General features: G+C 62.4%; 17 protein-coding genes. All 17 read right to left on the reverse strand.

The window, feature by feature from the left end; translation table 11 throughout:
• Positions 1 to 3: 3 nt before the first annotated feature.
• Positions 4 to 1794 carry a hypothetical protein gene (locus CXY70_RS16535; RefSeq protein ID WP_104193406.1) on the reverse strand — a complete coding sequence of 597 codons (1791 nt, stop codon included), beginning with the start codon at positions 1792 to 1794 and terminating at the stop codon, positions 4 to 6.
• The gene (locus tag CXY70_RS16540; protein ID WP_104193407.1) at positions 1794 to 2468 is read right to left on the reverse strand and encodes a prepilin-type N-terminal cleavage/methylation domain-containing protein; all 675 of its coding nucleotides are present in this window, start codon (positions 2466 to 2468) and stop codon (positions 1794 to 1796) included. The genes CXY70_RS16535 and CXY70_RS16540 overlap by 1 nt, the downstream gene beginning before the upstream one ends.
• Positions 2468 to 3865, reverse strand: a complete 1398-nt coding sequence (locus tag CXY70_RS16545; RefSeq protein WP_104193408.1) for a prepilin-type N-terminal cleavage/methylation domain-containing protein — start codon at positions 3863 to 3865, stop codon at positions 2468 to 2470. The genes CXY70_RS16540 and CXY70_RS16545 overlap by 1 nt, the downstream gene beginning before the upstream one ends.
• Before the next feature lie 152 nt (positions 3866 to 4017).
• Positions 4018 to 4482 (reverse strand): prepilin-type N-terminal cleavage/methylation domain-containing protein, encoded by a 465-nt coding sequence (locus CXY70_RS18720; RefSeq protein WP_104193409.1) that lies wholly within the window; start codon positions 4480 to 4482, stop codon positions 4018 to 4020.
• A 272-nt stretch (positions 4483 to 4754) separates the two neighbouring features.
• Complete coding sequence (locus CXY70_RS16555; protein ID WP_104193410.1) at positions 4755 to 5984, reverse strand: type II secretion system F family protein; 1230 nt, start codon at positions 5982 to 5984, stop codon at positions 4755 to 4757.
• The gene (locus tag CXY70_RS16560) at positions 5984 to 7393 is read right to left on the reverse strand and encodes a type IV pilus twitching motility protein PilT (RefSeq protein WP_104193411.1); all 1410 of its coding nucleotides are present in this window, start codon (positions 7391 to 7393) and stop codon (positions 5984 to 5986) included. The genes CXY70_RS16555 and CXY70_RS16560 overlap by 1 nt, the downstream gene beginning before the upstream one ends.
• A 219-nt stretch (positions 7394 to 7612) precedes the next feature.
• Entirely contained in the window at positions 7613 to 8278 is a 666-nt protein-coding gene (locus CXY70_RS16565) for a hypothetical protein (RefSeq protein WP_104193412.1), read from the reverse strand.
• Positions 8279 to 8282: 4 nt separating this feature from the next.
• The gene (locus CXY70_RS16570; RefSeq protein ID WP_104193413.1) at positions 8283 to 8939 is read right to left on the reverse strand and encodes a hypothetical protein; all 657 of its coding nucleotides are present in this window, start codon (positions 8937 to 8939) and stop codon (positions 8283 to 8285) included.
• Positions 8936 to 9988 (reverse strand): type IV pilus assembly protein PilM, encoded by a 1053-nt coding sequence (pilM, locus tag CXY70_RS16575; protein WP_104193414.1) that lies wholly within the window; start codon positions 9986 to 9988, stop codon positions 8936 to 8938. The genes CXY70_RS16570 and pilM overlap by 4 nt, the downstream gene beginning before the upstream one ends.
• A gap of 71 nt (positions 9989 to 10059) precedes the next feature.
• Entirely contained in the window at positions 10060 to 10902 is an 843-nt protein-coding gene (locus tag CXY70_RS16580) for an A24 family peptidase (RefSeq protein WP_104193415.1), read from the reverse strand.
• Positions 10895 to 12469: a hypothetical protein gene (locus CXY70_RS16585; protein ID WP_146066167.1), complete on the reverse strand. Its 1575-nt coding sequence runs from the start codon at positions 12467 to 12469 to the stop codon at positions 10895 to 10897. Before CXY70_RS16585 ends, CXY70_RS16580 begins: the two co-directional genes overlap by 8 nt.
• Positions 12460 to 12996 (reverse strand): hypothetical protein, encoded by a 537-nt coding sequence (locus CXY70_RS16590; protein WP_146066168.1) that lies wholly within the window; start codon positions 12994 to 12996, stop codon positions 12460 to 12462. Before CXY70_RS16590 ends, CXY70_RS16585 begins: the two co-directional genes overlap by 10 nt.
• A gap of 128 nt (positions 12997 to 13124) precedes the next feature.
• The gene (locus CXY70_RS16595) at positions 13125 to 13547 is read right to left on the reverse strand and encodes a prepilin-type N-terminal cleavage/methylation domain-containing protein (protein WP_146066169.1); all 423 of its coding nucleotides are present in this window, start codon (positions 13545 to 13547) and stop codon (positions 13125 to 13127) included.
• Positions 13548 to 13627: 80 nt separating this feature from the next.
• Positions 13628 to 14086, reverse strand: coding sequence for a prepilin-type N-terminal cleavage/methylation domain-containing protein (locus tag CXY70_RS16600; RefSeq protein ID WP_104193419.1), 459 nt, complete (start codon positions 14084 to 14086; stop codon positions 13628 to 13630).
• 156 nt (positions 14087 to 14242) lie between these two features.
• Positions 14243 to 15472 carry a type II secretion system F family protein gene (locus CXY70_RS16605; RefSeq protein ID WP_104193420.1) on the reverse strand — a complete coding sequence of 410 codons (1230 nt, stop codon included), beginning with the start codon at positions 15470 to 15472 and terminating at the stop codon, positions 14243 to 14245.
• Positions 15473 to 16651: a type IV pilus twitching motility protein PilT gene (locus CXY70_RS16610; protein ID WP_104193421.1), complete on the reverse strand. Its 1179-nt coding sequence runs from the start codon at positions 16649 to 16651 to the stop codon at positions 15473 to 15475.
• 159 nt (positions 16652 to 16810) lie between these two features.
• Positions 16811 to 18532: a GspE/PulE family protein gene (locus tag CXY70_RS16615; RefSeq protein WP_104193579.1), complete on the reverse strand. Its 1722-nt coding sequence runs from the start codon at positions 18530 to 18532 to the stop codon at positions 16811 to 16813.
• Positions 18533 to 18628: the final 96 nt, after the last annotated feature.

An 18628-nucleotide genomic window follows, 5' to 3' on the forward strand; every position in this document is an offset into this window, starting at 1 on the left:
TGCTCATGGAACCAACGCTCCCGCGGCGGTGAACGCCGAGCTGACTTCCACCAGCAGGCTCACGCCGTAGGTCGCCGCCACCGGCGAAAGATACTTGGGCGGTGCGATGTAGCGAAAGCGTGGATCGTAGGTGTAGTTCTTGCTGTACCCGTTGACGCCGCTGCTGTTGGTCACCCGCACGATGCCGCGGTATTTCTGGGCGAGCGATCCGTTGACGGTCAGCACGCCTTGGCTGCCGCCGCGATCGTTGTTCTGCACCTGCACGGTGTGGTCGAGCGAGAGCATGGCCGCATCGATGCGGCGGTTGTCGGGTAGAAGGGCTCCGCCGCCGCCAGGGCAGCCGCTGCCGGCACAGACCGGGTTCCAGATCCACAGTGCGTTTTGCGCGACCAGACCGAGCACATCGACTGCGGTATCGGCATAAATGATGTCGCCGGTGACGTAGAGAAAATTGTCGGTGGCGACGGTCATGGTGCCGGCGAGGGTGCCCTTGATGAAGGCGTCACCGTGGCGGCAGCCGTACGAGGTGGGAATGGAAGCCACGTTCTCGTTCGACCGGGGAAAGCCGATACCGTTGCCGGCAGCGCAGGTCGCGGCGCTCTGGCCGGTCGGCCAGGTGGTATCGCTCCTGAAATTGGGGTCGGCCGTCAGCAGGGGCACGCTCTGCACGAACAACAGGTTGGCCTCCAATACCGGCACGGTGGCACCGCCAGACGATCCGAGTGCGCCAGTGCCGGTGCCGGGCATACCGCAGGCGGCGGGACTGCTGCCCGACGTAGCCGGTTCGCCGACAACCCGGGTGGCCCTACTCCACGGTGAGCGGATGGTCATGGTGCCACCGGAGTTCAGCACGATACTGGTGGGTCCGGTGTAGAGGCAGCCGGGTTCGGCGACGCCGGCGTCGGTACGGGTTTCACCGCGCAACGACGCGTTCGTGGCGGGCATCGCGATGACCGGGCTGTTGGTAGGCAGGCCGCCGTTGAACACCTGCCCGCCGCAGTTCGATCCGGCGGAGGTCCGGCGCAGGTAGTTGGCCCCGACCGCGCCAGGATTGCCCGTGGTGACTTTTCCATTGAACGTCGCGTCGCACACTCGAATGGTGTCGTTGGAGTGCACCGGGCCGTTCACCACGTCGCCACCACCGAACGCGACATCGCTGCACACGCTCCAGCCGCCGCTTGGCGCTGGCCGTCCCGCCCAAGCGTAGGTGTCGGCGCAGGAGAGGTTGGTCACGCCGCTTTGTACCGGATCCTGAATCTCATACATGGTGAAATACAGAAAATCGATGAAGCCTGCTTGTTTGAGGTTGGCGACGACGCTGCGGGTTTTGGTTCCAACCCGACCCGTCGAGCGGATGCGCAGCACCCCCGACGACGAGTAGGCCGAGTTATCGACCTCGTAGCGAAACGACGCGGTGCCATCGCTACCGGCAACGCTCGCCCAGCCGCCGGTGGCGCCCGTCCCGAAGGCTGGATTGGCCGCGGCGGGCGTGATCAGCGTGCTGCCGGAGCTGAACGCGGCAGCGGGGTTGCCGAACCGATAGTACGTGTTGTCGTTGGCGAGCCGGCTCTCGTATTCGTCGATCCCGGCGTAGGCGGCGGCCATCGCACCGTTCCAGTTCTGGTCGCCGGTGGCTTTGAGGCTGCCGCTGACCGAGAATGTCATGGCCGTCGCGACGAGGGTGAGCAGCACGAGGCCGATGCCGATCACGACGAGCAGGGCTGCTCCGCGTTCAGGTTTCTCCGCTAATCGTGCGGTGCGCGAGAGCCACGCGCGACGAACTGCGCCGCCCATCACGGCCCGCCCACGGCGAGGCGCACGTTGGGCATACCGACCGTATTGCTCAGGGTGACCGCGTTGTGGGCATCCGTTGTGCTGGGCTGCACCGTGAGGGTAACCGTGACCGTGACGATGCTGCGCAGCTGCACCGGCGTGGGCGCCACATCGACCGGCACACTAACGCCCGCCGAGTCGGCAAAGCTGAACAGCGGCAGACCACTGCCGGAAGGCGACACGGTCTGGGCCAGGATGCGGGAGGACAGCGCAGTGGTCTCAAAGGTGAAGAGGCCGCCGGAGTGCGGAATCGACGCCCAGCGCGTCTCGACCAAACGTCGCTCGGCGTCGACCGCGAGGCGAATTTTCACCGGTTGCTGGGTGGACAAACCGAGGTTGACGTAGGCATACAGGGTGAGGGATTCGTTGCTCGCCTCGGAGATGGCCGGGTCGGCGAGAGCGGGGCTCGCGACGGGGTTTGCCGTGGCGGCGCGAATCGACCGCGCTATCGCATTCATGCCGTTGGACGCTTCACGGGTGCTGGTGCCCAGCGCCGTGGCCGCACCGAGCGCCCGGGTCGCGCTCACATAGAGACCCGAAATCATGACCAGGCACACGCCGAGCAGCACCACCGACACGAGCAGTTCCACGAGAGACAGGCCGGTCTGATCGGTTCGAATTCTGCGCCAGCGCATCACGGGATCACCACGCGTGGATCGAGGGTGAGAACGGCGCCCGCACTCCCCCGGGTTTGCACGGTCACGCTCGCAGCGATGACCGGAATGATTTGGGTGCTGCTCGTCACTCCGGAGAACAGGGTGAACGAGCCAAACGGCAGTCCGAGCTGCGCCGTGGCCCCGACCGGAAGCGGCCCGAAGGTGTAGGTAGTGCCGAGCGCGCAGCCGGGGTCATCTGGCGCTGCCCCTGCGGGCTGGGACACGGCCCGGATGTACTGCCCGGCCAGGCCAGTGACGGTGAAGACACCGAGCGGCACGTTCACGGTCTTGGCACCGCCGGGCAAGGTAGCTACCTGCGCCGCAGCCGTGCCGATCGCGCCGTCAGCGGCCGGAGTGGTCCAGGCTGCAGGATCGACCGAGACACAGCCCTGGGTTGCCGGCGTGGCGGGAATGGTCGGAGTGGGCGCTACATAGGTGCCGGCGAACACCTGATAGCCGGAGCCGAACGGGTGCAGTCGAAAGGTCTGGGTGGTCGCAACGCTGGCGTTCAGCGGCGTGTACGCGGCATAGGTGCTGCGCCAGGTGGTGTGCAGGTCGCTTGGCAGCATCGTCGTTCCGGTGGTGACGTTGGTGGCGTAGTTGGCCGTGAGGGTGCCGGCAAGGTCATAGGCGAACGAAACGGATGCCGCGACTCCGGCCGCGACACCCACCGTCTTCACCGAGGTGGTCGCCTGGTTCTTGTCGACGTAGTTGGGGCGGGAAACGCTGACGTCGTAGGTGCCGGGCTTGACCTTGAGCAGGTAGCTGCAGCCCTGGGCATCCGTTGCCGGCGGAGCGACTGACAGGGTTTGGGCACCGTTTGGTATCGCGTTCGGCACGGCCGAGATGGCTACCCCGGCGGCCCCGGTACCGGCGGCGGTGAGCACCGACACGAGGATGGTACCGAGGGTGGGATCGTTGATGCGGCTGCCGGGGGCGAGCGCACTGTCGGCGCGCACGAGCGGGGTCGAAGCGCGCATGCTGTTCCAGCCCACAGTGACGTTGATGTGGCGGTAGCGCAGCTGACCACCCCCGGAACCACAGTTACCATCGGCCCCGGTGGAGGTCTCCCAGGCTGTAGCGCGGTGCACGGAAAAGATGGTGCCGTTCTGCACGACCGTGCTGTCGCGGTCGAGCACGCTGAACACGTCGCCGGCCGAGCGGGCCAGGTCAATCTCCTGGGCGGCCAAGTTGGTGGCGACTTCGCGCGACCGGGCGTCGCTGCTGAGGTAGAGCGACGTGACGATGCCGTAACCCGCGCCGACGGCGATGACGGCAAAGATCAGCATGGCCACGAGAACTTCGATGAGGCTGACGCCGGCTTCGGCGTTGGCTCGGACGTCGGAGTGCCCCAGACGTCGTAGTAGAGCACGCACGGGGCCTCCTTCGCGGGATTTAAGGTTGGGGGTTGAAACAGAACCGTGCGGCCGGGGCGACCCGAAGGCCCACCCCGGCTCAAGCCGATGGAGTAACGAAGTACTGCTGCCAGCGCATGCCGCGGCTGAGCCGGCGCATCCGCTTGCGCGGCTTAGAAAGTGCAGCCAGTGGGTGCAGTGACCGTGGCGTTGTTGGTGATGCCGAGCGAATCGGTCACGTAGTACTTGACCAAGGTCTCACTCGTCGCGCCGATGCAGAAGGTCGACGTCGTGAGGTTCTTGTACGTAATCGTCGTGGTGTTCGGGCCCTTGGTGAAGCCGAAACCGGTGATCCCAGGAATGAGAGCCTCGGACATCACCCCGCCCGTCGGGGTGGCTGGCATGACACCACTCTCGGTCTGCACGGCGATGATCGCGGTCTTGGCGTTGGCGAGGTCGCTCTTGACGTTCGCGTCTTTGGCCTTGTTCTGCACTCCCATGTACACGGGAATGGCGATGGCGGCGAGAATTCCGATGATGATCACGACGACGAGCAGCTCGATCAGCGTGAACCCTCGCTGGTTCTCGGTGAAGCGTGCGCGGCGAAGGTTGAGGGAAGCGAGCAGGCGAGTAAGCATGATGTATCCATTCGGGTTGGAAGTGGGTCGTGCGAAAGCGAGCCGGGTAAGGACTCGTCGTGATGTGATTGCGTGTTGCGGTGAAATGTGCGATCGAGGGTGCGATCGGAGCTTCAGATTAGAGGCGAGATTTTCTCGCGCACGACCCACATTTGCGGGTGATTTGGGTATTACCCACCCCCACAAGGAATGCCACCCGAAGCGGGCTTGCCGAATTATGCGCGGGCGCGCCACAAACCCCCGCCGCGGCGGGGGATCACGGCAGACAGGGCCTAGTTGATCATGCTGGCAATGCTGAAGATGGGCAGGTAGAGGGCGACGACCATGCCGCCAATGACGACGCCGAGAAAAGCGATCAGCAGCGGCTCAATCATGGCGGTGAGCTGCTCGGTGGTCGTGTGTACCTCCTGGTCGTAGAAGTCGGCGATCTTGTCGAGCATCAGCTCGAGCGTGCCGACATCCTCTCCCACTGCGATCATCTGGGTCACCATGCCCGGAAAGATCGAATGCTCCTGCAGCAGCTCCGATACCGACTGACCGCGTCGCACCCCCTCAGCTACCTGGGTGAGGGCGTTCTCGATGGCCCAGTTGCCGCTGGTCTCCCCCACGATCGCGAGGGCAGGCAGAATGGGCACGCCGGCGCCGAGCATGTTGGCGAAGTTGCGGCTGAAGCGCGCCACGGAGATCTTCGTCTGCAGCGCACCGAACACCGGCAGCCGCAGCCGCAGCGGGTCGAGCACCCGGCGCACCCGGTCGGTGTGTTTGTTACGGCGCCACCACACGGCAAACGCGATACCGGCAACGAGGCCGATCGGCACGACGTAGATCATCGATTCCGACAGGGTGACGAGCAGCTGGGTGGGTAGCGGCAACGAGCCGCCGAGACCGGCGAACATATCCTGAAAGATGGGCACGATGAAGATCAGCATGATCATCACGGCGGCCACCGACATGGACAGCACAATCACCGGGTAGGTCATCGCCGACTTGATGGTGTCGCGCAGCTTGACCTCCTTCTCAAAGTTCTCGGCGATCGAGTTCAAGGCCTGGTCGAGAAAACCGCCGGTCTCGCCGGCCCGCACCATGTTGACCATGATGGGCGGGAAGGCTAGCGGATGCTTCGCGAGCGACTCCGAGATCGACTGCCCGGCTTCGACGTCGTCCCGCACCACGGCGAGCACCGCCGTGAGCGGTTTGCTCTCGGTCTGCTCGGTGAGAATGCGCAGAGCCCGAAGCAACGACAGGCCGGCCGCGATCATGGTCGCGAACTGCCGACTCAAAATGGCAAGATCTTTCAGTCGTACCCCGCGAGAGAAGCCCGGCAGCGCAATGGACCGCGCCATACCGGTGGCGGGCGGAGCCTCCACGATCGAGAGCGGAGCGATGCCCTGGGAGTTCAGTCGCGCGGCCACCTGACCCGAGTTCTGCGCATCGACTCGTCCCTTGACGTTCCTGCCCCTCGTGTCGCGACCGGTGTAACTGAAAACCAGTGCGTCCGGCATCAGCTCACCGCGCGGGAGAACCCGACGTTGTAGTCGGCGTCGTGGCCGGAGTCGTACCCGGTGCCTGCACCTGCGAAGGCAAAGGCCCCGGCCGCCGGTTCGGTGCGGTGAATGAGCAGTTCAAGCCCGGCAATATCGTGAGCCTTGGCGTGCGCGGCCGTGCGGGTGATCTGCCCCGTGTTGACTAGTTCGGCGAGGTGCTGGTCCATGGTGTGCATGCCGCGTTCCCGACCGGTCTGCATCATCGATTCGATCTGGTGCGTTTTGCCCTCGCGAATGAGGTTGGCGATGGCCGGGGTGGTAACGAGAACCTCGGTCGCGGCGACCCGGCCGGCCCCGTTCGCCCACTTCACCAGGGTCTGACAGACCACGCCCTGCAGGGTCTGGGCGAGCTGCGCCCGCACCTGGTTCTGCTGGTGCGGCGGAAAAACGTCGATGATGCGGTCGATGGTTTGCGCCGCGCTCTGCGTGTGCAGCGTCGCGAACACGAGGTGCCCGGTCTCTGCGGCGGTCAGTGCCACCTGGATCGTCTCGAGATCGCGCAATTCACCGATGAGAATGACGTCGGGGTCCTGCCGCAGCACGTGCTTCAAAGCGGATGCGAAACTCGCCGTGTCGTGCCCCACCTCGCGCTGGGTCACCAGGGACTTCTTGTGGGCGTGCAAGAACTCGATCGGGTCTTCGACGGTGACGATATGGTCGGCCCTGGTGCTGTTCACGAGGTCGACGAGGGCCGCCAGCGTCGTGGATTTGCCCGAGCTGGTCGGCCCGGCAACGAGCACCAGCCCGCGAGGCAGCCCGGCGAATGTGGACACCGATTGCGGGATACCCAGGGCTTTAAGGTCTTTAATCTCGTGTGGAATGAGCCGAAAGACCGCGCCAACGGCGCCACGCTGCTGGTGCACGTTGACCCGAAATCGGCTGGACGCGCCGGTGACCGCGGCATCCTGCAGCGTGTAAGCGAAATCCAGTTCATGATCACGATCAAAGATGACCTGCTGGGCCCGGGTGAGAATGCTGCGGATGGCCCGGTCTGCTTTCTGGCTCGACCAGGCCGGGCCGACGCCCACCGGACCGAGATCGCCGTCGCGGCGAATGCTCGGCGGAGCGGCGACAGACACATGCAGGTCGGATGCCTGCCGCAGCACGACCTCATACAGGGCCTCAATCAGGTCGACGTCGGGGGTGCCGAGCACATCGGGCGCCGCCGGGTCGACACTGCGCAGAATGCCGTCGCCGGGAACGCTGCGGAGCGCCACCCGCGTGCGCCGACGATTCGTAGGCAGCACGTGAATTTCGTCGTAATGGGTGGCGTTCACTGCGGCGCTTGCCGAAACCGGGGCGAAGCCCGCCAGGTCGCCGGCTATGAGGGTGTCGTTTCGTGACAGAGAGATTTTCGGGTCGTCCATGAGCAATTCCTTTTCGGAGCAAGCGTGTCGGGTACTGATTGCCGCGAACAGGTACGGCCGTTCCGGAGCACGACCACTCGCCGAGGGTGCGGCGAACGGTCGTTGCAGGCCTCGCGAAAATGGAGCCAGGGTAAGTCTTATTCGCAAGGGGCCTACGTCAGGCGCAACGCTATTGAAGCTCCCTACGCGGCGGTAGCCCGCGATCTGGGGGTGTGCCGTTTACCGGCCGAGCGTCACGCCGGTTGGATCCAGCAGAACGTAGATCGTGCCGAGAACGGTCATTTTGTTCACGATCGCTCCCTCACCGGTATCGGTCGCCACCGTGGAAATCGCGATGCTCCGCTCGCCGTGCTGAAGGCCGGCCACGAAGTCGAAGAGATTGCTGTGAGCACCGGCGATTGTCAGGGTAACGGTTACCGCCAGATAGTTTTCCGGGTTGAGCACCGATGATGCCGCGGGAACAGCGGATGCGACGGCTGCGGAATCCGTGCCCGTTCCTGCCTCCGCCGCAGCGCTGTCGGCGGCGACTTCCGCGGCGGGCTGAAAAGCAACCGCGTCGCTGATGACCAGCGAATTCAGTGTCACGCTGTTCTGGCGGGCAATGATTTCGAGCTCATCCAAAAAGTCGGGAATTCCGGCATCGACTGGTACCCCGCTCTGCAGGGTGGCGAGGTAGGTGCGAAGTTCCGCGATTCCGGCAAAGTCCCGTTTGAGAACGATCAGATCGGCTGCGTGTTGAGTATTCTGCGTCAGTATGACCTCGCGCTGTGCCTTTGCGGACTGAATCTCGTCCAGTTTTGGAGCGGTCCCGAGCATGCCGCCGAGAACCACCGAAGCGCCGACGATCAAGATCAGCACGGCGCCGAATAACCTGTTGCGAGTCATAGTGTCACTGTCCCCCGATGCGATTTGATCGCGCATTTTCATTGATATTGATGACCATTTCGACGACGTATTGACCGGTTTGGGTGCGGGTCACCGAACCGGGGTGGGCATCGGCGTAGCCGGGCAGCGTGCGCAGGTTCGTCAACCACATGGGAACGGCTGGTAACGTCGGGCTGGTTAAGCTCAGCGTCAGACTGGCAACACGCGGGTTATATAAGGGAACGCTGCTTTGCTCGTATTCCGCCCACGGCGTACCGGAACCGACCGCAATGGCCTCAATGGTGACGTCGGACGGCAGACTTGCTCGTACGGCCACCATGTAAGCACGCCAATCAACCTCGGTTTCAGCAGCCAGCTGCCGCGCAGCCGTTGTCATTTCTATTTGGTTTTGAACGTTGCGAACCTCCGAGTATTTTGCGGACTCCTGCAACAATTCTGTGGTGCGCGCCTCGGCGGCGGCAAGCCGGTTTTGTGCCCGCCCGGCTTGAAGGGACACGGTCGCGACAGCGGCAATAACGACCAGCACGATGCCGGCTGCAACGATTGACATGATTCGGCGCAGCACCCGGCCCTGACGGGCGGCCTTGAGTTCGGGGGGAAGCAGGTCTGCGCGTGGCTCCCCGCCGAGGACCAGCTCATGGCCATCCGTTGTGCGTCTCATGCCTTGCTCCCTAGTGCGAGGCCAAGCGCAGCAACGAACGTGCCCTGGGAGTTGTCGAGATCTTGCTGATTGACATCGGGTCCGAGTTCGAGTGCGCCGGACGGTTTCGCTGCAACCACCGGAAAACTGGTCAGCGCGCTGAGCGCAGTACCGAAGCCTTCGAGCCGCGCGCCCCCGCCCATGAGCACGATGCGTCCGATGGGTAGTTCCGGACGGCTGTTCGTGAAGTAGGCAACGGTGTTGCGCAGGCTTTCGAGCAGTTCCGAGGTGATCTCCCGAATGATCGTGGCGGCTATTTCATCTTCTGGTGCAGCCTCATCCACTAGGCCCACCCGCCTCTTAAGCAACTCCGCCGCCTCTTCATCGAGGTCGAGACGCACGCGCAGCGCCTTGGTGAGCTGATTGCCGCCGGAAGGAATCACGCGCACGAATTGCGGCACGGCGTTCGACGAGATCAGCACGCTCGACGAGCCGCCACCGATATCAATCTGCACGATCACCTCGGGGGCGGTCACTGCACGGTGAATCGCACGACTGCGTGCGAACGACATGATGTCAACGTTGATCGTGCGCAGTCCGGCAAGCCGGGCGGCCTTGATGTGCGACTGCACGACGCCTTTCATGGCTGCGATCAGCAGCCCGGCAATTTGCGGGTCAGCCTCCCCCTCGCCGTCGACCTCGGCAATGGGGTAGAAGTCGAGCAGCGCCTCGGCGGTGGGAAACGACAGCAGGTCCTGCACCTGAAATGGCAGCGACTCGCGAATGCGGCGCAGCGACATCTTGGGCACGGTCAGGTTGCGCACGACCATGCGGTGATAGCCCATGCCGAGCACGACGTCTTTGGTCGTGAATCCGCCGCTCGACCACATCCGTTTCAGCGCCGCGGCGACGACAGTCGGTTCCAGTACCTCACCGCGGCTGACCGCGCCAAAGGGCAGCGGCTCTTCGTAGCAGCGCACGAGCACGGGATGGTCCGTTTCGGCATCCCGCATCTCTACGGCGCGCACGGCGGTGGTGCCGATGTCGAGTCCGACCACACGTGTCGTCATTTGTTTCCCCCAGTAAGAATTCGGTTCATAAGCGGTGGTCGAAGAGCGGGCCGGGTCGTGACACCCGCCGATTAGGCGAGGCCGTAAAGCGTGAGGTAGCCGATGGCTATCTGGTCGCCGAAGAAGACGCCAAGCCAGGCGGCCAGCAGCATCCACGGGCCGAACGGAATGCCACTGCGGCGTTTAGCCTTACGAGTAGCGAGCAGAAGGAGCCCGAACACGCCGCCGAGCAGAAAGGCTCCGAACGCCCCCACGATCAAGGGCCCCCACCCCAGATAGCCGAGGTAAAGGCCGAGCAGCCCGGCAAGTTTCACGTCACCGAGCCCCATGCCGCCGGGGCTGATCAGCGCCAGGGCCAGGTAGAGGCCGAACAGCGCCCCCGCTCCAATAAGGGTGGTCAGCAGGCGACCCGGTTCGCCCGCCACAAGGGCGGCCGCAGTGAGCAACACGGCAGCCACCGGGTAGGCCGGCAGCAGAATCTTGTTTGGCAGGGTGTGCGTGTCGAGGTCGATCATGGCCAGGGCAACGCTGATCGCCGCCAAATAGAGGAACGCCACGAGCACGATGAGCTGAGTGGCGAGGGTGTTGTCGTTGGCAGTGACGGCCGCCCAGCCAGAACCGGCGGTCGAGAACACCCAGAGAGCCACGATCGCGAAGAAGACTCCGGTGCCAAGTTCCACCGCGGGGTAACGGGGCGAAATCGGCGCCCGGCAATCACGACATTCGCCGCGCAGCACGAACCAACTCAATACCGGAATGTTGTCGTACGGCCGAATGCGCGCGCCGCAGCTGCTACACGAACTCGGCGGAGAGACGATGGAGCGGCCGGCCGGTATGCGGTAGATCACCACGTTGAGGAAGGAACCGATGATGGCGCCCAGGATGCCGAATAGCCCGGCAATGGTGCTAGCCATTCAGGTCTCGAACATTCACGTCTCGAATCGAAATGCGGTCGCCGAGCTTGGCTTCGGCCGCGGCACTGCCGGGAGTTTCGCCGCTGGTCAGGGCGGTACCGGGAATGCCGATCGCCGCAAAGTTGAGTTGGCTGGAACCAGTGAAGGACACCTCACCCCCATAAAACTGTCCATGCCATTGCGCAGAGTGACCATCGCCGGTTCCCACCTTTATGTGACACGGCGAGTACAGCATAGCCGTGACTGTGGTGTTCACAATGAACGATTGACTCACGCTTGAGTTATAGCTCGCGTTCTTGCATGTGGGTAGTTTGTTTGGAGTGTCGTCTGGCGTTATGAGCCACAATTTTCGATCGCTGCCGACTCCATCAACCTGCGCGTTCAGACCGATGTCAAAGCTGGAGGCAAAAATTGCCAAATCATTTGGAAGCACAAGATGGGTCGTGTTTTCTTTGATCTTGATTCCGGCGGAACATTCGATGGCGTTGATGACCACTGGCCCCACGGGCGCGGCCCCACTCGGCGGTGTCAAGACTTCTTGAATTGCCTGCATATTGCAGCCCTTAGACACTTCAATAATCGTGAATCCCTGCTTAGTCCAATCCGAAGGAACATAGTCGATATCGACCCAGTCCGGAACTTCTGTTGCCATTCGAATGGGTGGATCGATTCCATCGCCATCGATTGTCAATATCTTCTTAACTCGGGTTGACTTACCGGCAAACGCTTTTGTGGTCAAATCATTGTGAATCCACGAGTCCGCTCCGACCGTGGAAAGACCGGTCGCCCACGCGCTACCGAAAATCTGCGCCGTACCCGAAAGACTTAAGTCACCATCCGCTCGAACGTTTCCGGAGATTATGCACGAGCCACCACCAAGAAAAGAGCCCTCTTCAACAACAATGTCGGCTTCGATAATGGCTGACGAAGCAGCCGGAGATCCACAGGATGCATTTCCGGTCTTTATGTGCACGACGGGTCGAGCGGCGTTCGGGACAACACTGACGTCGGTCGCGACGTCAGTGTCCTTCCAGTGCAGTTGGCTTGACCCTCCAAAACCGCCGTTTTTGTAAGAATACATCGCTGTATCCAGACCCGTCGCGGGAGTTTCAGTGGTCGCCGCGTCGAAGTCATAGATGGCCTCGACCTTGCGCTCATTGCCACTTTTGTTTCCGGCCTGACCGAGTTGGCTGGCATGGCCGGTAGATACGATTTTGAGTCGCTTCGTGCTGTCGTCGGGACAGCTGGGTGTGTCGTCCTCGAAATCGGTACCGTTAGAGGACAGGGTAATGAACGCTTCAAACACCGGATCGGTGGTGGATGATATTTTCCCGTCCACACACGTTTTTTTGGTCAGATTGAGCAGGGCCGCATCGATGCCAGCTTCGGCCGCGGCCTGGGCCTGGACCCCGGCGCGGGCGGCACTGCTGACTCCGAGAGAATTCATGGTCGAGCCGGCAATGGCGAGGGTGGCAATCGCCGCCACTCCCATGAGACCAATGACAGCAAGCAAGCTGCTGCCACGCTCATAATTAGAGCGTGCGCGTGCAGAATATCTCAGAAACATGTTTGCGTCTCCGTTGCATCGCCCTGACGGGACTTGAACGAGGTTGAGATTAACGCTGGGCTACTGTCGCCGTCGGCGTTGATTGCAAAGTTGAGGGTAATCGCCGGGTTGTCTTCGACTGCGTTCGAGAAAATTGGCTGACCAGTCGCCGACAAGCCGGATCCGAGCAGGGTCCAGCCTTCTGTGTCGTCAGCACTTGGAGCCACGATTGCCTGCGGTGGCGCCCCACGGTGGTAGTACATCGCTCCGCCGTTGGCTTCTGTGTAGAACCACGCCTGACAGACACGGTCTGCGGCGGTGTCGGCCGGGTCGCTGCTCGTGCTCACCGTGGTGAGTATAAGCAGTTGATCATTGGGGCCGTCGGTGCTGCCTGGCAGGTCGAGCTGGGTGGCATTGCGCATCCCGGACGATATCGAAGTAGCAATGAGTTGGCTAGCGCCATTGGCTTCAGCGCTGAAGAGAACCTTTTGTTCGGACTCCATGGCGTTGAGTAAAATACCGCCGGCGAGCGTAAGAATGAGCACCATCAAGCTGGAGTAGATCAGAACCTCGACCAGGGTGTAGCCGGCCTCATGAGAGCGCCGCTCGCGTAGTCGAGTGTGTAGCCGAGAAATGCCACGTCGCTTGTTGTGTTGCATCGTTGGCATAGGTTGCTCTAACCCGTGACGAAAATGAGTGTGGTGGCTTCAGCGAGCGTAGGTACCGGGTCACCTGCAGATACGGACACTGTCACGGGCACTTTCGCTGGGTAGTCGCTGGCCAAACAGTCAATCTCAATGGTCTGCGAGAATCGACGGGCTCCCGCATCGACCTCGGACGGAAGATTATTGCCGTAGGTCTCAAGTGCAGCGCACGTCGTGCCCAGGGCACGGAGCTCAGACATCTGCGTAGACAGAAGCTGCGTCGCCGTGGTTAGGGTCGCGTTCGAGATAGATACTCTTAAAGACGTGACGAGCATGGGTAGAAACGCAATCGCCAGGAGCGAGAGCAACATCATCGAGACGACAATCTCGATCATGCCGAATCCAGCGTTGTAGGGAGGGCGAATAATGGGATGACTGCTGGCTGTCACCATCATGCCCTCCTTGCGGTGTAGATAACGAACGACGGACTCAGATGTCGATGCACAATCCGCTCGAGTCGAATCGTCAATCCTGACTATTCAGCAGCTTTCCAAGGCTTGGCAGCTCCATCTTCAGTGATTGTCTGCGCGTGGTTGCTCGCGCTGGCCGTTTCGGTAGTCGTCGTAGCGTCGCCCGCCTTTACCCAGAAACCCGTTATAACAAAGGTGTCACCCGTAACGCTCATAGATACAGCGACATCGTCACTTTCGCTATACGCCGTCACCTCGGATGGGAAGTTCGCCGCTAGCGTGGCGAGACTCTTCTTCCCGGTAACGAGTTCGGCCACAACGGCGGTCTTCGCGTTGGTGATCGATGCAGCCACGGCCTGCTCCTTCGCGCCGTCCTGCTGGCCGAGGTAGATCGGGATGGCGATCGCGGCGAGAACACCGAGGATGAGTACCACGACGAGGAGCTCGATGAGCGTGAAGCCCTTCTCCTTCTCGCCGAGGGCCTTGCGCTTGTTGACCAGGGCTGTCGTGAAGAAGCGGTTCATATGTCTGTGTCCTTTGCGTGGTTCAGCAGGGAGAAATGTGGTGGGCTTGACCGCTTTTAAGCCTAGGTTGGCCCCCGCTGCGAACCGTTGTTTTTTAGGGGGACCGCCTACCCCCAGTGGGAGTGCAGCCCAAACGGGGGCGGTGCCTCCTGACAACTAATTGACGTAGTCGAAAACGCTGAACATGGGCAGATAGAGCGCCACGACCATGCCCCCGATAATCACGCCAATCACGGCGATCATGAGTGGCTCGATGAGCGCGGTGAGCTGCTCGGTGGTCGACTGCACTTCCTGGTCGTAAAAATCGGCGATCTTGGTGAGCATCTGCTCGAGCGCACCGGCATCCTCTCCCACGGCAATCATCTGCGTGACCATGGCCGGAAAGACCGGCTCGAGTGCGAGGGGCGCCGCAATGGAGCGGCCCTGACTCACTGATTCCTGCACCTTGGCCAGTGCTGACTCGATGACCCAGTTGCCCGATGTTTCGCCGACAATCTTGAGCGAGTGCAACATGGGCACACCGGCGCCGATCATGGTCGCGAAGTTGCGGCTGAACCGTGCGATGGCAAGCTTGGTGAGCAGCAGGCCGAACACGGGCAGTTTGAGCTTGAACGGGTCGACCACGCGGCGCACGGCCAGGGTGTGCTTGTTTTTGCGCCACCACAACGAGAAAACGATGACGGCAATGAGCAGCACCGGGCCCACCCAAATCATGCCGTTGGAGAGCACAACGAGCACCTTGGTGGCCGCGGGCAGTTCGCCACCGAGACCCTGGAACATCTTCTCGAACACGGGAACGATGAAGATGAGCATACCCACCACGGCGAGAAGTGCCATGACCAGCACGATCACCGGGTAGGCGAGTGCGCTCTTGATCGTGTCGCGCAGCTTCATCTCTGACTCGAAGTTGTCGGCGATGGAGTTGAGGGCGTCTTCGAGAAAACCACCGGTCTCCCCCGCGCGCACCAGGTTGATCATAATCGGGGGAAACACCACGTCGTGCTTATCGAAGGCCTCGGAGAGCGACACGCCGGTCTCGACGTCGCTGCGAATGCCTGCGAGCACCTGCGCGAGCTGCTTATTCTCGGTCTGCTCCGACAGAATATTCAGTGTGCGCAGCAGCGACAGCCCGGCCGCGGTCATGGTCGCCATCTGGCGGCTCATCACGGCGAGGTCGGTCAGGCCGATGTGCTTCTGAAACCCGGGGATGCTCAGATCCGCGTGAAGCCCCGTGAGCTTGCGGGCCGGCGCAATCGAAATGGGCGAGAGCCCCATGGTGCGCAGTTGTAGAAGCGCTGCCCGCTCCGACGCCGCGTCCATACGACCTTTGACTACGCGGTCGCGGGAATCCCGGCTGGTGTAGCTAAACGAGGTTTCGGAAGACATCTAGCGCCTCCCGGGCGAAAATGAATCGTTGAAGTCAATTTCGCCATGGCTCAGATCGCTTGCCGGGGCGCTCGTCGGATCAACCCGGTGCACGAGTTGCTTGAGCACGTCGACGTCCATTGCCTTCTCCTCGGCGGCCTCACGGGTGATCTGGCCGGCATTGACGAGTTCGGCCAGGTGCTGGTCCATGGTGTGCATGCCGAGCGATCGACCCGACTGCATCGCCGAAGCAATCTGGTGCGTCTTGCCCTCCCGCACGAGGTTCGCGATGGCTGCCGTGGTCACCAGAATTTCGGTCGCGACCACGCGTCCGCCGCCGATCTTGCGCACGAGGGTCTGGCAGACCACCCCGCGCAGGGTCGCCGCGAGCTGCGTGCGCACTTGCGCCTGCTGATGCGGCGAAAAAACGTCGATCATACGCTCGATACTCTGCGCCGCATCCTGGGTATGCAGGGTGGAAAAAACGAGGTGACCGGTCTCAGCGGCGGTCAATGCGACCGAGATCGTCTCAAGGTCACGCAGCTCGCCGATCAGAATAACGTTGGGGTCCTGGCGCAGCACGTGCTTGAGAGCGGATGCGAAACTGTGCGTGTCCTGCCCGACTTCACGCTGGCTGATCATCGCTTTCTTGCCCTCGTGAATGAACTCGATCGGGTCCTCCACCGTCACGATGTGGTCGTCCCTGGTGCGATTCACCAGGTCAACCATTGCGGCCAGGGTGGTGGTCTTACCGGAGCCCGTCGGGCCGGTGACCAGCACGAGGCCTCGCGGCAGGTGTGCAAACCGCGCAACAGATTCCGGAATGCCCAGCTCGGCCAACGATTTGATCTCATTCGGAATGAGGCGAAAGGCGCCACCGACCGTGTTGCGCTGCTGGTAGAAGTTGACCCGAAAACGGGTGCCCTCCACTGTGTGGGCGAAGTCGAGCTCAAGCTCCTGATCAAATTCGTTCCGCTGCACGGGCGACAGGATGCTGCTGAGAGCAGCGACGACCTTCTCGGGCGACCAACGATCCCACCCGGGAATCGGCCGCAGGGAACCGTCAACGCGCATGCTCGGCGGTGCACCGCCAGAAATGTGCAGGTCGCTCGCTCCCTCGTCCAACACGAGCCGGAGTGCCTTGAGCAGGTCGGGATCGGGCGTCGGTGCGCTGAATTGTGTCGATGATTCGGAACGCATAAGCCTCCTGGAACGGATATCAACGGTAGAGGCGGGCACGTCAGCGACCGGCTTCCCATATTCGGTGTCATCGGATTCCTGGACGGCATAACCGAAGTCGGACGACGTCACTGCGATACCTGCGGGGTCTGACGGTGACGAACCGGGGCATCCCAGAAACTAGGAAACCACACGGAGCACCTCGTCGATCGAGGTCAGCCCGAGGGCGACCTTGGCCCAGCCGTCTTCACGCATGGTGACCATTCCCTGCTTGCGTGCCGCGGCTCCGATCTGCGCGCTCGAGGCGCGAGCCACGGTAAGCCGCTCGATTTCTTCGGACACCGTCATGACCTCGTGAATGCCGAGTCGGCCGCGGTAACCCGTTTGCGAGCAGCTCGCGCACCCGGCGGGCTTGTAGATGATGGTGCCCGTTGTGGTGGGGTCAACGGCCGGACCGATCTCGGGCATGATCGTGGAACGGTTCGAGACGTAGCCCACCGTGGGATTGACCACAAAACCCAGATAGGCCAGGTCGGTGCGATCATCGGGTACCTTGCAGCGGTCGCACAGGCGCCGGGCGAGCCGCTGTGCCACAACGCAGTCCAATGCCGAACCCACCAGAAACGGCTCGATGCCCATCTCGGTCAGCCGGGTCATGGCGCTTGGAGCGTCATTGGTGTGCAGGGTCGACAGTACGAGGTGACCGGTGAGCGAGGCCTCGATGGCGATCTTCGCGGTCTCCGGGTCGCGAATCTCACCGAGCAGCACTACGTCGGGGTCTGCACGCAGAATGGAACGCAGCGCCACGGCGAAGGTGAGGCCCGCCTTGCGGTTCACCTGCACCTGGTTGACACCGTGCATGCGGTATTCGACCGGGTCCTCGACCGTGATCACGTTGATCTCTGGCCGGTTGATAGCGTGCAGGGTTGTGTAGAGGGTGGTCGACTTACCCGAGCCTGTCGGCCCGGTGACCAGGATCATGCCGTAGGGCTTGGTGTACGCCATCTCGTACTCGTTGAAGTTATCGGTGAGCAGGTTGAGGCCGTCCATTCTCATCGACGAGGTCGCGTTGTCGAGAATTCGCAGAACGACCTTTTCACCCCAGACCGTGGGCAGAATGGCAACACGCAGGTCGACCGTGCGACCGTTGTGGTGCACGGACATGCGGCCGTCCTGCGGTTTACGACGCTCGGCAATATCGAGATCACTCATGATCTTGATGCGCGAGGTGACGCCGCCGGCAATGGTTGACGGCGCCTTCTGCATCTCGTGCAGCACGCCGTCGATGCGGTAACGCACGCGCACGTCGTTCTCGCCGGGTTCAATGTGAATATCCGACGCTTTGTCCTGAATCGCTTGGCTGACCAACAGGTTGACGAAGCGCACGATCGGTGCCGCGTCATCCGTTTCAGCCGGCGTCGGGGTGTCGTCGGGCTCATCACTGTCGGCAGTGAGTGTGGTGCTGAGATCGATCAGCTCGTTATCGGCACGATGGTAGCGTGCAATGGCCGCGTGCAGATCGGACGACTCGACGACGACCGGGCTGACCCGCATGCGGGCAGCCTCGCGCACGTCGTCCACGGCGAATACGTCGCCGGGGTTGACCATAGCCACCACGAGACGACCGTCTTCGAAGCCGATGGGCAGCACGTTGGCCCGACGGCAGACAGCGGCGGGAACTTTGGCCACGGCCAGCCGGTCTACTGGATAATCCAACAGCTCGACAAACGGGAGGTTTTTCTGCTCGGCGCGCGCTTTGGCGAACTGCAGCTCGGTGATCGTGCCCACCTCGACCAGGTTGCGCACCATAGCTTCGTCAGCGCGGTCGTTCAAACGTACGGTGTCGAGTTGCTCGGTCGGGAGCAGTCCGTGCACGATTAAAATTTCGGTCAGGCTGGTCACGTATGCGCGGCTCCCCCGGTTCTCAGTCATCTCAACGTGCCCTTGTGGAGGCACACCGCAGTCGCGGCACGAGACTGACTCTTTACGTTATCGCGG

Origin of the sequence: Cryobacterium sp. Y82, assembly GCF_002929495.1 — a bacterium.
In the GTDB taxonomy this organism is placed as follows: Bacteria; Actinomycetota; Actinomycetes; order Actinomycetales; family Microbacteriaceae; genus Cryobacterium; species Cryobacterium serini.